This is a genomic window from Magnetospirillum sp. UT-4 (genome assembly GCF_902729435.1).
Taxonomy (GTDB): Bacteria; Pseudomonadota; Alphaproteobacteria; order Rhodospirillales; family Magnetospirillaceae; genus Magnetospirillum.
Genome location: NZ_CACVCG010000057.1, coordinates 19,838 through 34,549, shown reverse-complemented (window position 1 = coordinate 34,549; position 14,712 = coordinate 19,838). Strand labels below are relative to the sequence as shown.

13 protein-coding genes and 2 pseudogenes are annotated in these 14,712 nt (G+C 69.0%); 12 read left to right on the top strand and 3 right to left on the bottom strand.

Translation table 11 applies throughout. The features are described from left to right. Positions 1–61 precede the first annotated feature (61 nt). The 5 genes from MTBUT4_RS09260 to cysC are packed head-to-tail and all read left to right on the top strand — an operon-like array spanning position 62 to position 4,863. Positions 62–1,006, top strand: a complete 945-nt coding sequence (locus tag MTBUT4_RS09260) for an NAD(P)-dependent oxidoreductase (RefSeq protein WP_173979400.1) — start codon at positions 62–64, stop codon at positions 1,004–1,006. After that, positions 1,003–1,947: a glycosyltransferase family 2 protein gene (locus MTBUT4_RS09255; RefSeq protein WP_173979399.1), complete on the top strand. Its 945-nt coding sequence runs from the start codon at positions 1,003–1,005 to the stop codon at positions 1,945–1,947. Before MTBUT4_RS09260 ends, MTBUT4_RS09255 begins: the two co-directional genes overlap by 4 nt. A gap of 1 nt (position 1,948) precedes the next feature. Further along, entirely contained in the window at positions 1,949–2,833 is an 885-nt protein-coding gene (locus MTBUT4_RS09250; protein ID WP_173979398.1) for an NAD(P)-dependent oxidoreductase, read from the top strand. Positions 2,834–2,842: 9 nt separating this feature from the next. After that, positions 2,843–3,874, top strand: coding sequence for an alkene reductase (locus MTBUT4_RS09245; protein ID WP_173979397.1), 1,032 nt, complete (start codon positions 2,843–2,845; stop codon positions 3,872–3,874). A gap of 2 nt (positions 3,875–3,876) precedes the next feature. Then, a complete protein-coding gene (gene cysC / locus MTBUT4_RS09240; RefSeq protein WP_173979396.1) occupies positions 3,877–4,863 on the top strand; it encodes an adenylyl-sulfate kinase in 987 nt (328 codons plus the stop codon). A gap of 275 nt (positions 4,864–5,138) precedes the next feature. Here cysC and MTBUT4_RS09235 read toward each other — a convergent pair. Next, a pseudogene (locus MTBUT4_RS09235) lies at positions 5,139–5,891 on the bottom strand (transposase). Positions 5,892–5,998: 107 nt separating this feature from the next. On the opposite strand from MTBUT4_RS09235, the pseudogene MTBUT4_RS09230 reads away from it, so the two are divergent. Then, positions 5,999–6,649 (top strand): annotated as a pseudogene (locus tag MTBUT4_RS09230) (leucine zipper domain-containing protein); the annotation flags it as partial. 11 nt (positions 6,650–6,660) lie between these two features. On the opposite strand, the gene lptG reads toward MTBUT4_RS09230, so the two are convergent. Continuing rightward, positions 6,661–7,764: an LPS export ABC transporter permease LptG gene (gene lptG, locus MTBUT4_RS09225; RefSeq protein ID WP_173979394.1), complete on the bottom strand. Its 1,104-nt coding sequence runs from the start codon at positions 7,762–7,764 to the stop codon at positions 6,661–6,663. A 91-nt stretch (positions 7,765–7,855) separates the two neighbouring features. Between lptG and MTBUT4_RS09220 the strand changes: the two genes are divergently transcribed. The 4 genes from MTBUT4_RS09220 to MTBUT4_RS09205 all read left to right on the top strand — a co-directional run bounded on the left by MTBUT4_RS09220 (position 7,856) and on the right by MTBUT4_RS09205 (position 11,158). Then, a complete protein-coding gene (locus tag MTBUT4_RS09220) occupies positions 7,856–8,431 on the top strand; it encodes a cob(I)yrinic acid a,c-diamide adenosyltransferase (RefSeq protein WP_173979393.1) in 576 nt (191 codons plus the stop codon). A 122-nt stretch (positions 8,432–8,553) separates the two neighbouring features. Beyond that, positions 8,554–9,300 carry an electron transfer flavoprotein subunit beta/FixA family protein gene (locus MTBUT4_RS09215; RefSeq protein WP_173979392.1) on the top strand — a complete coding sequence of 249 codons (747 nt, stop codon included), beginning with the start codon at positions 8,554–8,556 and terminating at the stop codon, positions 9,298–9,300. Position 9,301: 1 nt separating this feature from the next. Further along, entirely contained in the window at positions 9,302–10,240 is a 939-nt protein-coding gene (locus MTBUT4_RS09210; protein ID WP_173979391.1) for an electron transfer flavoprotein subunit alpha/FixB family protein, read from the top strand. Positions 10,241–10,282: 42 nt separating this feature from the next. Next, on the top strand, positions 10,283–11,158 hold the full coding sequence (locus MTBUT4_RS09205; protein ID WP_173979390.1) for a 3-hydroxybutyryl-CoA dehydrogenase: 876 nt from the start codon (positions 10,283–10,285) through the stop codon (positions 11,156–11,158). Positions 11,159–11,273: 115 nt separating this feature from the next. Here MTBUT4_RS09205 and MTBUT4_RS09200 read toward each other — a convergent pair whose 3' ends face one another. Next, positions 11,274–12,017, bottom strand: a complete 744-nt coding sequence (locus MTBUT4_RS09200; protein WP_173979389.1) for a DUF3800 domain-containing protein — start codon at positions 12,015–12,017, stop codon at positions 11,274–11,276. Between the two features lie 132 nt (positions 12,018–12,149). Here MTBUT4_RS09200 and MTBUT4_RS09195 point away from each other — a divergent pair, with 132 nt between their 5' ends. Further along, entirely contained in the window at positions 12,150–13,832 is a 1,683-nt protein-coding gene (locus MTBUT4_RS09195; protein ID WP_173979388.1) for a glycosyltransferase family 39 protein, read from the top strand. Beyond that, the gene (locus tag MTBUT4_RS09190) at positions 13,829–14,623 is read left to right on the top strand and encodes a phosphatase PAP2 family protein (RefSeq protein WP_173979387.1); all 795 of its coding nucleotides are present in this window, start codon (positions 13,829–13,831) and stop codon (positions 14,621–14,623) included. Before MTBUT4_RS09195 ends, MTBUT4_RS09190 begins: the two co-directional genes overlap by 4 nt. Positions 14,624–14,712: the final 89 nt, after the last annotated feature.

The window sequence follows — 14,712 nt, the reverse complement described above, 5'->3', positions numbered from 1 at the left end:
GTTTGGCACCCGCCCCCACCCCGCGCAATATGATTCGGCCCAGCTTCGAGCCCGCTCCGCCATGTCCTCCAGTCCTTCCATTTCCCAGCGCGCGGTGGTGACCGGGGCCTCCGGCTTCATCGGTTCCGCGGTGGTGCGCGCCCTCCTGGCGCAAGGCTGGGCGGTGGCGGCGCTGGCGCGGCCCGACTCCCATCTGGCGCGGCTGGGCGGGGATGTGGATCGGGTGACGGTGATCCGCGGCCGGCTGGCCGAGCCCGAATCCTACCGGGCGGCGCTGGCCGACTTCGCCCCGGCGGTGGCCATCCACTGCGCCTGGGACGGCATCTCGGGGGCCACCCGCGATTCCATCGCCCAGGCCACCAATTACGTCGATTCCCTGGCCTTTCTCGATGCCTGCCGTCAGGCCGGGGCCGGGTCGTGGATCGGGCTGGGCTCGCAGGCCGAATACGGCGTGCCCGACCGCCGCCTGGACGAGGCCCAGCCCTGCGCGCCCACCACCCTCTACGGCGCGGTCAAGCTCGCCACCGGCCAGACCGCCGGGCTGGCGGCGGCCAAGGCGGGAATGCGTTTCGCCTGGGTCCGGGTGTTCCACGTCTATGGACCCGGCGATTCCCCCACCTTCATGGTGCCGGCGCTGATCGAGAAGCTGCTGGCCGGCGAGCGTCCGGCGCTGACCGCCGGCACCCAGATCTGGGATCTGCTGCATGTGGACGACGCCGCCGCCGCCATCGTCCACATCGCCGCCCACCCCGATCTCGAAGGCGTGTTCAACCTGGGTTCGGGCGATCCCCGCACCATCCGCGCCATCGCCGAGGATGTGCGCGACGCCGTGGACCCGGCATTGCCGCTGGGCTTCGGCGAGGTCGCCATGGCCCCCAACGGCCCCACCCACCTGGAGGCCGACATCGGGCGGCTGCGGGCCTCGGGCTGGAGTCCGGCCATCCCCTGGACGGACGGCGTGGCGGCGACGGTCGCCTGGCACCGCGCTCGCAAGGAGCAGTCATGACGCGCAAGATCATCAGCATCGTCACGGCGGTCTTCAACGAAGAGGACAACGTCGAGGAATGCCACAAGGCGGTCCGGGCCCTGTTCGACGGGCCGCTGGCGGATTACGACTTCGAGCACATCTTCGCCGACAATTGCTCCACCGACCGCACCGTCGAAATTCTCAGGCGCATGGCCGAGGCCGAGCCGCGCATCAAGGTGATCCTCAACGCCCGCAATTTCGGACCCATGCGCTCGTCGTTCAATGCCCTGATGGCGACCTCGGGCGATGCCGCCGTGCCGCTGCTGGCCGCCGACCTGCAGGACCCGCCCGAGCTGATCGTGGAGTTCGTGAAGAGGTGGGAGGAGGGCTTCGAGGTGGTCCACGGCGTGCGCGAGGCGCGTGACGAGGGCCGGGTGCTGTCGGCGGTGAAGGCGGTCTATTACCGCACCGTGTCGCAGCTCTCGTCGGTGCAGGTGCCGCCCAATGTGGGCGAGTTCCAGCTCATCGACCGCAAGGTGGTCGAGGCGTTGCGGAGCTTCGACGACCACTATCCCTATCCGCGCGGCATGATCGCCCGCTGCGGCTTCAGGACCACCGGCATTCCCTACCGGGTCAAGGCCCGCGCCCGCGGGATGTCGAAGAACCGGGTATGGAACCTGATCGACCAGGGCATGAACGGTCTGGTTTCCACCTCCAACGTGCCCTTGCGCGTCTCGATGATCGCCGGCCTGGTGATCTCGGTGCTGGCGATTTCCTTCGCCATCCTGGAACTCTTCATCAACCTGCTCTTCTTCCGCGAGTTCCAGGCTCCCGGCATCGGCCTGCTGATCACCGCCCTGTTCTTCTTCTCGGGCGTCCAGCTGTTCTTCATCGGCGTGCTGGGGGAATACATCGGCTCCATCCATGCCCAGGTGCGCGGCGGCCCCTTGGTGGTCGAACGCGGCCGGATCAATTTCTGACATGGCGGGGGCGCTGGCCGGCAAACGGGTCCTCGTCACCGGCGCCGCCGGCATGCTGGGCCGTGCCTTCGCCGAGAGTCTCGCGGCCTATCCCTGCACCGTGATCGCCCGATCGCATGCCGCGCTGGACGTCACCGACCGCGCGGCGGTGCTGGCGGAAACGGCGGACATCGCCGTCCACTGCGCCGCCGACGTGAACGCCGAGCGCTGCGAGACCCAACCCGAGGAAACCCGCCGCATCCAGGTGGAGGGGACGCGCAACGTCGCCGCCCTGGGCGCCCGGGTGCTCTATCCGCAATCCTTCCTGATCTTCGACGGCTCTCATCTGCCCATCGACGAGGCGACGCCGCCCAACCCGCTGTCGGTCTACGGCCGCGCCAAGCTCGAGGCCGAGCGGCTGCTGCCGCCGGAATCCCTGGTGGTGCGCATGGCCGGGTTCTTCGGCGGCGAGGAGGCGGACAAGAACTTCGTCGGCCTGTTCACCCGCAAGCTGGCCCAGCTGCTGGCCGAGGGCGCGGAGTCCTATGGGGTCGGCGACCGGGTGTGGCAGCCGACCTGGACCGTGGACCTGGCCCGCAACTGCGCCCTGCTGCTGGACGAGGGCCGCCAGGGCGTCTACACCATGTCCTGCCACGGCGAGGCGTCGTTCTGGGAGCTGGCGACCGCCTGCGTCGAGGAGCTGGGCGTCGGTCACCGGATCCGCATCGACAAGGTGCCGGCGTCCCAGGTCGCCGGCGGCGAAAGGGCGAAGCGCCCCGCCCGCGCGGTGATGGACAACGCCCGCCTGCGCGCCGAAGGCCTTGACCGCATGCGCCCGTGGCGCGAGGCCCTGGCCGAATACCTGGCCCGTCCCTATTTCCAGGCGCTGTTCGCGCCCTACCGCTAAGGAATCGCCATGAAGCTGGTCACCCCCGCCGACGTCCCCGTCCTCGGTCCCGTTCAAAGCCGGGTGGCCATGGCCGCCATGACCCGCTCGTTCGCCGCCGATCACCTGGCCACCCAGGCGATGCTGGACTATTACCGCCGCCGCGCCGCCGACGGAGTCGGGCTGATCCTCACCGAGGGGGTGATCATCCATCGTTCCGGCGACGGCTACAACAACACCCCCCACATCGAAACCGACGCCCAGGCGGAAAGCTGGCGGCCGGTGGTCGCGGCGGTGCAGGCGGCCGGCGCCCGCATCGCCTGCCAGCTCTGGCATTGCGGCCGCATCTCGCACTCCGACTACACCGGCGCCGCGCCGGTCAGCTCCACCAGCCGCGCCGCCGAAGGCATCAACCGCCAGAACGACAAGCCCTTCGGCACCCCGCGGGCGCTGGAGGCCGGCGAGATGGCGACCGTCTACGGTTATTACACGGACGCGGCCAAGCGCGCCTTGGCGGTGGGCTTCGACGCGGTGCAGCTGCATTTCGGCCACGGCTACCTGGCCGACCAGTTCCTCGACGCCCGCGTCAACGACCGCACCGATTCCTATGGCGGCTCGGTGGAGAACCGCTGCCGCTTCGTGCTGGAATGCCTGGAGGCGGTGATGGCGGCGGTGCCGGCCGGCCGGGTGATGGTGCGCATCAGCCCGTCGCGCGAGATGAACGGCCCCTACGACTGGCCCGACATGGAGGCGATGCTGGACCACCTGCTGCCCGCCTTCGCCGCGAGGGGGTTGCGGATGCTCGACATCTCCTGCGCCGCCGCCGATTACCACAAGACCTCGGGGCGGGTGATCCGCATGGTGCGGCCGAAATGGCAGGGCCTGCTGATCGGCGGCGCCTCGCTGACGCCGGAGCAGGGCGAGGCCGAACTGCGGGACGGTCTGGTGGACATGGTGACCTGGGGCCGCGCCCTGATCGCCAATCCCGATTTCGTCTCCCGGGTCAGGTCCGGGCGCGGGCTGGAGGCGTTCGACCGCGCCATGCTGGGCGAGTTGAGGTGAGCATGGATACCCTGTCCCGCCTTGCCGCCGCCGGCATCGTCAGCCCCCGCGATCCGGCCGCCGCCGCCGGCTCGCCGCCCGATTCCGACCAATTCGCGGCGCATCTGGTGTGGTGCGGCCCGGCCCCGCTGATGCCGGGCCGGCCCTACGTCTTCCGCCTGGGCGGCCTGTCCACCGGGGTGCAGGTCACCCACATCAAGTACCGCATCGGCCCCGGCGGCGGCGAGCACCTGGCCGCCACCCGCCTGTCGGCCGGCGAGGCGGCGGTGGTGAACATCGCGCTCGATCGCCCGCTGCCCTTCGTCCCCTTCGCCGCCGATCCCGAACGCGGTGCCTTCACGATGGTGGAGGGCGGCAAGGACATCGCGGTGGGCGCCATCGACTTCGCGCTCCGGCGCGCCGACAACGTGCACTGGCAGGCTTTGGCAGTGGACAAGCGCTCGCGCGCCGCCCTCAAGGGGCAACGGGGCTGCGTCGTCTGGCTGACCGGGCTGTCCGGCTCGGGCAAGTCGACCCTGGCCAACCACGTCGAGCGGCGCCTGCTGGCCGAGGGGCGCCACACCTATCTGCTGGACGGCGACAACGTCCGCCACGGCCTCAACAAGGATCTGGGCTTCACCGACGAGGCCCGGGTCGAGAACATCCGCCGCATCGCCGAGGTGGCCAAGCTGTTCGTCGATGCCGGCCTGATCGTGCTGACCGCCTTCATCTCGCCGTTCCGGGCCGAGCGGCGCCTGGCCCGCGACCTGGTCGAGGACGGCGAGTTCGTCGAGATCTTCGTCCACGCCCCCATCGAGGAATGCGAGCGCCGCGACCCCAAGGGCCTCTACAAGAAGGCGCGCGAGGGCAAGATCAAGAACTTCACCGGCTTCGATTCCCCCTACGAGGTGCCGGAAAGCCCCGAGCTGGTGCTCGATACCGCCGCCGAGAGCCCGGAGGTCCTGGCCGAACGCATCGTCGAGGAATTGCGCCGGCGCCGGGTGGTCTGACCGTGCCGCTGTTGCTAATGCGCCGGTCGGTCGCGAACGGTATATATGCGAAGCGGCCCGTTGTGCAGCCTACACACCTTGAAGAGTGCCGATGTGATCCGCCTCCTGGAGGCCGATGGCTGGACCCTGGACAGGTCTCGCGGTTCGCTCGGCCCGTCAAACGGCCCGCATTTTCTCGATCCGTCCCTCGCCGCTGACGAGGGGGTTGCAGCGCTCTCCCAGCGGTTCCTTTTTCGCCTGTCGGCACGGAAATTCATAAGACAAGCATTTTCCCGTCAGTCGCGGTCATAACCGGCAGCGGCAAAGTAGTTCAGGCATTCGGCTTGGGTGAAGGTATCGATGCCCCGGCCGATGGCTGCCCAGAGGTCATCCTTGGTTCGGGCCGCGGTCTTCTTGAGGAAGCTCTTGAGCTTCGAGACGGCCATCTGAAGTCGGGGCTGTAGGGCGGCAGGAAATGCAACTCCGCCCCCGTCGCCTCGATGGCGGTCCGCACGGCGGCGAGCTTATGGGCGGGCAGATTGTCCATGATCACGACATCACCGGGACCATGGGCGCCGTCATGCCGCCCAGCCTGAGGGCACCGACGAAGGTGGTGGTCTTCCCGTGTCCGTGTGGCACCGGCGCCCGGCATCGCTCACCACGGGGTGCCCGGCCGCTGCTGCTCGGCGGCGTGTGCTGTTCTTTTTGAAGGCCATGCCGTGGCGGTCCAACAGGCGCCATACGGTGCTGTGGGCGACCCGCAGCCTGTGCGTCGCCTCCAGATGGTCCACGATCTCCATCAAGGTGATGTCCGGCGTCTTGTCGATCAGGCCCAGGATTTTCGCAGCATGGGCCTCCATCCGGTGCGAGTGGCGATCGCCGCCGAGAGGTTTGGGATCGGCAAGTCCGTCCCGGCGCCAGCGGCTCACCCATTTGATCGCCGTCGAGGCGGCCACCCCGAAACGCTTCGCTGCCGAGCGGCAGGATTGCCCATCCTCCACGGCGGCAATCAGGCGCTGGCGCAGCTTTTTGGAAAGCGGTGCGGTCATGCGGGCTGGCCTCCCTCACCGGCCCATATCCCGAATCAGATTTTAGCCCCTTTGGCAATCCCCCGCGATTCCGTCAAAGCGGTCAATGCTCTATCCAGGGGGACCGAATGGGCATCCACAAGAATGCCCGCCAGACACCGGCGGGTCGAGAGGTTCTGGTACGGCGGGTCCTGGACGAGGGGCAGACCCCCATGGCGGTGGCCACCGCCATGGGGGTCTGCGTCAGGACTGTCCGCAAATGGGTCCGGCGCTTCTCCGCCGAAGGCGTCGCGGGCTTGCAGGACCGCTCATCGCGTCCACATCGAACACCCAGGCAGACGCCCGCCCACATCGCCGAGCAGATTGCGACGCTACGCCGCCAGCGCCGGACGGGCGGCGAGATCGCCACCGCCCTGGGCCTGTCGCGGGCGACCGTGTTCCGCACCCTGGCGCGCCTGGGCATGAACCGCCTGAAGTCGCTGGAACCGGCCGAGCCGGTGCGCCGCTATGAGCGTGACGCGCCCGGCGAAATGATCCACATCGACATCAAGAAGCTGGGGCGTTTCGCCAAGACCGGCCACCGCATCACCGGGCAGCATGCAGGCCACGATCGTAGCCGTGGCGCGGGCTGGGAGTTCGTCCATGTCTGCATTGACGACGCCTCCCGCATCGCCTTCACCAAGATCATGGCCGACGAGAAGAAGGAAAGCGCGGTCGCCTTCCCGGAGGCGGCGCTCGCCTACGACGCCAGCCTCGGGATGACCGGTGACAACGTCATGCGACTCCACAGCTAGCCATCTTCGAGGTGGAACAGGCCCGCCAGGCCGACCAATAGGGCAACCATGGCCGGGCTCCAGGCCGCCAGCGCTTGCGGCAGCGTCGAGGACAGGCCGAAGGCGTAGACCACGCGGGTGAACAGGTAGATGCCGAAGCCGGCGCCGACGCCGCCGGCGATGCGGCCCAGCAGGCCGCCGGCGCGCAGGTTGGGCCTGAGCGAGAAGATGGCGGCCATCAGCACCATGGCGCAATAGAGCAGCGGCGAGGCCAGCAGCGACTGGAAGTACATGCGGTGCTTGGTGGCGGCGAAGCCGGCCTTCTCGAAGAAGGCGATGAAGGCGGGCAGCTGCCAGAAGCTCATGGTCTCGGGCGCGGCGAAATTGTCGTGCACCCGCTCCAGGGTGAGCTGGGTCGGCAGGGTCAGCGTTTCGTGGTGGAGCGAGGGCTTGCCGCCCTCCATCACCCACACGTCGGCCAGCTCGAAGGCGCCCGGCACCAGCCGCCCGGTGGTCGCCGCGATGCGCTGGGAGAAACGCTCGCCGCCCTCGAACAGGAAGATGTGGACCTGCCGGAGTTCCAGCTCGAGCCCGACCTGGCGCACCTCGTCGGCATGCACCACCGCCTGCTGGCGCTCGTCGCCCTCGCGCAGCCACAGCCCCATCTCGGAGACGTCGAGGGCGCTGCCGCGGCCCAGCAGCACTTCGTCCTGCAGCCGTTCGAACCGGCCGTACATGGCCGCCGCCATGGGGTTGAAGGCGGTCATCTCGAAGATCCCGAGCGCCGCCACCACCGCCAGCACGGGGGTCAGGAACTGCCACACCGAGACGCCGGTCGAGCGCGCCACCACCAGCTCGTGGGTGCGGGTCAGCCGCCAGAAGGTCAGCATGGCGCCGATCATCACCGCGAAGGGCAGCACCGTGTGGACCATCTGCGGCAGCTTCAGGATGGCCATGCCGACCAGGGTGACGATGCCCAGCTGGGCCTGCCCGGCGGCGCGGCGGATCAGTTCGATGATGTCGAACAGCAGCACAACGCCCATGATGGCCGCCAGAACGGTGCCGAACGCCACCAGGAACTGGCGGCCGATATAGGTGCTGAGGATGGGCGAATAGCGCATGGGCCGCATTATAATGGGAAGCGGGTCCGGCGGAAGCATCTTGCGCCGGGGCGCCCCAATGGGCAAAACGGCGACGGCAAGGAGAGGCGGAATGGTCACACTCACGCGCATCTACACCAGGGGCGGCGACAAGGGCCAGACCTCGCTGGGCGACGGCACCCGGGTCGGCAAGCACGCGCTGCGGGTCGAGGCCTACGGCACGGTGGACGAGGCCAATGCGGTGATCGGCCTCGCCCGGCTGGATACCGCGGCCGAACCGCAGGCCGACGCCATGCTGGCGCGCATCCAGAACGACCTGTTCGACCTGGGCGCCGATCTGTGCAATCCGGCCGCCGAGGGCGAGGCGCCGGGCCAGGCGCTGCGCATGGTCCAGCCCCAGGTGGACCGCCTCGAGGCCGAGATCGACGCCATGAACCAGAGCCTGGCGCCGCTCACCTCGTTCATCCTGCCGGGCGGATCGCCGGCCTCGGCCCGCCTGCATCTGGCGCGCACCGTGGTGCGCCGGGCCGAGCGCCTGATGGTCGCCCTGGCCGAAGCCGAGCCGGTCGGTCCCGCCGCCATCGCCTACGTCAACCGGCTGTCCGATCACCTGTTCGTCCTGGCCCGGCGGATGAACGGCAACGGCGCCGCCGACGTGCTGTGGACTCCCGGCGCCAACCGCGGGTGAGCCCCGCCGGGGCGTGTCGTTGACATCGACCCGGGGGCATCCTATTGTGCAATGCAATACCCAGTTACGCCGGGCGATGCATCGCCGTTGCCCCGGGCGCCGAGTGAGGGATCGCGAGGACCATGAAGGTACTGGTCGCCGTCAAGCGCGTCATCGACTACAACGTCAAGATCAGGGTCAAGTCGGACAATTCGGGGGTGGAGACGGCGAACGTCAAGTTCTCCATGAACCCGTTCGACGAGATCGCGGTGGAAGAGGCGGTGCGCCTCAAGGAAGCCGGCAAGGTCGCCGAGATCGTGGTGGTTTCCATGGGTCCGGCGGCGGCGCAGGAGACCATCCGCACCGCCCTGGCCATGGGCGCCGACCGCGGCATCCTGGTGCAAAGCGACGATGAGCTGCAGCCGCTGGCGGTGGCCAAGCTGCTGAAGGCGGTGGCGGACAAGGAGCAGCCGGCGCTGGTCATCCTCGGCAAGCAGGCCATCGACGACGATTCCAACCAGACCGGCCAGATGCTGGCGGCGCTGCTGGGCTGGTCCCAGGGCACCTTCGCCTCGAAGGTCGAACTGGGCGACGCGGCGGTGGTCACCCGCGAGGTGGACGGCGGTCTCGAAACCCTGTCGCTCAAGCTGCCGGCGGTGATCACCACCGATCTGCGCCTCAACGAGCCGCGCTACGCCTCGCTGCCCAACATCATGAAGGCGAAGAAGAAGCCCATCGAGACCCTGGCCCCGGCCGATCTGGGGGTGGACACCGCGCCGCGCCTGGTCACCCTGAAGGTCGAGGAGCCGGCCAAGCGCCAGGCCGGCATCAAGGTGCCCGACGTCGCCGCCCTGGTGGACAAGCTGAAGAACGAAGCGAAGGTGATCTGAGATGGCCGTCCTCGTCATCGCCGAGCATGAGGCCGGCACGCTGAAAGCCGCCACCCTCAACACCGTCACCGCCGCCGCCCGCATCGGCGGCGACATCCACCTGCTGGTCGCCGCCGCCCCCGGTTCGGCCGCGTTGGCCCAGGCCGGCGCCGCCATCGCCGGCATCGCCAAGGTCATCGTCGCCGAGAATTCCGCCTACGAACACCACCTGGCCGAGCCGCTGGGCGCGCTGGTGGTCTCGCTGGCCAAGGGCTATTCCCACATCCTGTTCCCCGCCACCACCACCGGCAAGAACGTCGCCCCGCGGGTCGCCGCCTTGCTGGACGTGGCGCAGCTGTCCGACATCGTCGCCGTGGTTTCGCCCGACACCTTCGTCCGCCCCATCTATGCCGGCAACGCCCTGGCCACGGTGCAGAGCAAGGACGCGGTCAAGGTCATCACCGTGCGCGGCACCGCCTTCGAGCCGGCCGCCGCGTCCGGTGGCTCTGCCGTAATCGAGACCGCGCCGGCCGCCGCCGATCCCGGCCTGTCGGCCTTCGTCAGCCAGGCCCTGTCCAAGTCCGAGCGGCCCGAGCTGACCAGTGCCCGGATCGTCGTCTCGGGTGGCCGCGGCATGCAGTCGGGCGACAACTTCCACCTGCTGGAGGCCATCGCCGACAAGCTGGGCGCCGCCGTCGGCGCCTCCCGCGCCGCCGTCGATGCCGGCTTCGTCCCCAACGACTTCCAGGTCGGCCAGACCGGCAAGATCGTCGCCCCCGACCTCTACATCGCGGTGGGCATCTCGGGGGCCATCCAGCACTTAGCGGGTATGAAAGATTCGAAGGTTATCGTCGCCATCAACAAGGACGAGGAAGCGCCGATCTTCCAGGTCGCCGATTACGGCCTGGTGGCGGACCTGTTCAAGGCCCTGCCGGACCTTGCGGCCGAACTCGACAAGTGACCTCGGAACGTCCGAGCCAACGCCCATACACGGGAGCATGACATGACCATCCAGAAAATCGGCGTCATTGGCGCAGGCCAGATGGGCAACGGCATCGCGCATGTCAGCGCGCTGTCCGGCTTCGACGTCGTTCTTCTCGACGTCTCGGAGGAGGCGCTGAAGAAGGCTCTGGCGACCATCGAGAAGAACATGGCCCGCCAGGTCCAGAAGGGCAAGATCAGCGAGGCCGACAAGGCCGGCGCCGAGGCCCGGATGAAGCCGACCACCCAATATGCCGATTTCGGCGATTGCGACCTGGTGATCGAGGCCGCCACCGAGAACGAGCAGGTCAAGCGCAAGATCTTCGACCAGCTGTGCCCGGTGCTGAAGCCCGAGGCGTTCATCGCTTCCAACACCTCGTCCATCTCCATCACCCGCCTGGGCGCCGCCACCGACCGCCCCGGCCGGTTCATGGGCATGCACTTCATGAACCCGGTGCCGCTGATGAGCCTGGTCGAGCTGATCCGCGGCATCGCCACCGCCGAGGACACCTTCGCCCAGGTCCGCGAGATGGTGCTGAAGATGGGCAAGCGCCCGGTCTCGGCCGAGGACTTCCCCGCCTTCATCGTCAACCGCATCCTGCTGCCGATGATCAACGAGGCGGTCTACACCCTGTACGAGGGCGTCGGCTCGGTGGATTCCATCGACACCGCCCTGAAGCTGGGCGCCAACCACCCCATGGGCCCGCTGGAGCTGGCCGACTTCATCGGCCTCGACACCTGCCTGGCGATCATGCAGGTGCTGTACGAAGGCCTGGCCGATTCCAAGTACCGCCCCTGCCCGCTGCTGGTGAAGTACGTCGAGGCCGGCTGGCTGGGACGCAAGACCGGCCGCGGCTTCTACGACTATTCCGGCGAGAAGCCGGTGCCGACCCGCTGATTCCGGAATTGTTCCCTCCCGTCCTTGACGGGAGAGAAGCTTTCGGGCATCATCGCCTGTAAGTGGATCGGAGTACTTCGATCGGCGGAAAGGCCATTCCCTCGGGAATGGCCTTTCAGCTTTGCGGAAATATCTTCAGGCCCCACCGGTCCAACTCGCCTGTTGGCGCCCGCCGGATTCGGGTCGAGACCGCCAGCCAATCCAGCCGTTCCCCATTGCCGGTTTCCACGTATTTGGCGATGGGATAGGCGGCAAGATCGGCAACCTGCAACCCGGCGAGGTTCGCTTCTTTCGGTGCGAATTCGATGGAGAAGGGAAACGGACGTTTCATCATGTTGTTTCCCCCGCAGACGGCAGTGAACCATTTGCGGATGTCGTCGTCTTCCCGCCTTCCCCGCGATTCAAAGACGAACACGGTCTCGCGATCGCGCCCGCCGCGGTCGTATACCGCTCCCCAAACCCTTTCGGCGATGAATTGCACCGCCAGCAGGTATGGATCGACGGGGCGGGCATAGGCCTGGCGCAGGCGCTCCTTGTGAATGGCGGCGGCAATCAGTGTGCACTCGGATCGACGAAAGAACGTGCCGACCTCCTGGGCGAACAATCGCGCCACATCCGGATCGGAAAACGCCGAAAAGGGTCCGATCTTCCTCCGGATCCTGTAGGAATGAAGTATGACGTTGTCGTGCTTCCAGAATGCGAACTTGAGCCTGCCAAGCGATGGCATTTCGCGGGTCAGGTAGCCTTCCCGCTCATAAAGGGCGGCGCACAGAAGGAACACCGGCGCAGCCGGATTGATGTTTCCCAAGCCGCGATCACCGGATTCATCGACGTACACAATGTATGGGCTCATTTCCATCGGCACACTCTATTACAGGGTGCCGGCCGGCGCAATCGCCTGGCAGCCGCAACAGCGACGCTCGGCGTTTGATGACAGGGTCCCGGGCCTGAGTTAGAACAGGCAAACCGTTCCCTGACCGGACCCACTGCCTTGCACCGACTGACCGGCGGTTTCCGCCCCTATCTCCTGCTCTCGCTGCTGTGCCTGGTGCTGTATGTGCCCGGGCTGGCCTCGCTGCCGCCGCTGGACCGCGACGAATCGCGCTTCATGCAGGCGACCCGGCAGATGCTGGAGACCGGCGACTTCATCCGCATCCAGTTCCAGGACGAGATGCGGGCGAAGAAGCCGGCCGGCGCCTACTGGCTGCAGGCGCTGAGCGTCGACCTGCTGTCCCACCCCGCCTCGACCCAGGCCTGGCCGTACCGCCTGCCGTCGCTGCTGGCGGCGTGGGCGGCGGTGCTGATGACCTTCGCCTTCGGCCGCTCGCTGCTGGGCGAGCGCCCGGCGCTGGTGGGGGCGGTGGTGCTGGCCTCGACCCTGATGCTGACGCTGGAGGCGCACCAGGCCAAATCCGACGCCATCCTGCTGGCCTGCGCGGTGGCGGCCCAGGGCATCCTGGTGCGCATCTACGTCGCCGCCCGCGCCCGCGACATGGCCGGCGGCGGCGGCGGCGGCGGCGGCGGGGCTTCGCCGGTGGCGATGCCGGGCACCATGGAAAAGCTGGCCTTCTGGCTGGTCCAGGGCATCGCCATCCTGGTCAAGGGACCGGTGGTGCCGGTGATCTCGCTGCTCACCATCGCCGCTTTGTCCATCGCCGACCGCAACGTCCGCTGGATCAACGCGCTGAAGCCGATCCTCGGCAGCGCGGTGGCGGCGGCGGTGGCGGTGCCGTGGTTCGCCGCCGTCAGCCAGGCCACCGGCGGCGCCTTCGTCGGCGAGGCGGTGCAGGGCGACCTGCTGCCCAAGCTGCTGGGCGCCCATGAAAGCCATGGCGGCTTCCCCGGCCTCTATCTGGTCCTGGCGACGCTGACCTTCTGGCCCGGCTCGCTGCTGCTGTGGCCGGCCCTGGCCGGGGCCTGGGGCCAGCGCCGGCGGCTGGCCTTCCGCGCCCTGCTGGCCTGGGCGGTGCCGGCATGGCTGATGTTCGAGCTGATTCCGACCAAGCTGCCCCATTATGTGCTGCCCGCCTTCCCGGCCCTGGCGCTGATGGTCGGCGCCCTGGCCACCGAGGGCCTCGAGGCCTTCCACCGCCGCGCCGCCCGGGTCTGGTACGGGACGTGGTGCGCGGTCGGGCTGGCCCTGGCGGCGGCGGCGGTATTGCTGCCCATCCGCTTCGGGTCCGGCTTCGATGCGGGCACCCTGGCCGCCGCCGCCGGCATCGTGCTGGCCACCCTGCTGCCGGCGGTGCTGGCCTGGACGGGGCGGCCGGCGCTGGCGGCGCTGGCGCTGGCGCTGCCGGCCGCCGCCGCCTATCCGGCGCTGCTGGCCGGGGTGGCGCCCGGGCTGGACCGGCTGGCGCTGTCGCGCGAGGCCGCCGCCATGGTACGGATTGTCGGCTCGGACGGGCCGGTGGCGGCGGCCGGCTATTCCGAGCCCAGCCTGGTGTTCCTGCTCGGCACCGACACCCGCATCACCGGCGGATCGGGGGCGGCCGGCCATCTGGCCGCCCATCCCAAGGCGCTGGCGGTGGTGGCGGCGACCGAGGACGCCGCCTTCCGCGCCGCCATGGCCGCCGCCGGCCTGGAGCCCGAGGCGTTCGGCAGCGTCGATGGTCTCAACTATTCGCGCGGCAAGCCGACCACCCTCACCGTCTACGGGCGAAAGCTGCCATGAGGCGGCGGCTGGAGCGCGGCTGGCTGTCGCTGGTCGAGCGGGCCGGGCTGGCGTGGGAGGGCCTGACCCTGGCCGCCACCACCGGCTGGCGCCAGCTGCAGCCGCTGCGTGACGCCCTGTCCCGCCAGGGGGATCGCACCCGCGCCCGCCCGCTGACCTGGGGCACCGTCTACGTGGTCGCCTTCTGCGTGCTGGCCATGGTGGCCATCGACCGGCCGCTGGCGACCTTCCTCAAGGCCCGGGTGCTGGGCGATGCCGAGGGCTTCTTCCGGGTCGTCACCGATCTCGGCCTGGCCGAGCTGTACCTGGTGCCGGCCGGCCTGCTGTGGCTGGGCATGGCGGTGGCGGCCTGGCGCGCCGCCGGGGCCGAGGCCCGCGCCCGCTGGCGGCGGATGGCGGTGGCGCCGGCCTTCCTGTTCCTGTCCATCGCGGTATCGGGGATCATCAGCAACATCATCAAGGTCAGCCTGGGCCGCTACAGGCCGCGCTATTACCTGGACCAGGGGCTCTACGGCTTCGAGCCGTTCAACCGCGACTGGGGGATGAACTCGTTCCCGTCGGGCCACAGCCAGGCCGCCTTCGCCGCCATGACCGCGCTGATCGTCATCTTCCCGCGCCACGCCGCGCTGTTCCTGACCGTCGCCGTGCTGGTGGCGGCCAGCCGGGTGATGATCACCGTGCATTACCTGTCGGACGCGGTGGCGGGATCGTGGCTGGCGGTGGCGATCGCGGTGCTGATCGCGCGGGCCTTCCGCGCCCGCGGACTGGAGCCGCGGGTGGGGCGGGAATAGGGACGCTGGCGTCGTCCCCGCGCAGGCGGGGACCCAGGGGTGCACCGACAGCGGATCCGCGACTCCTGGATCCCCGCCTTCGCGGGGAT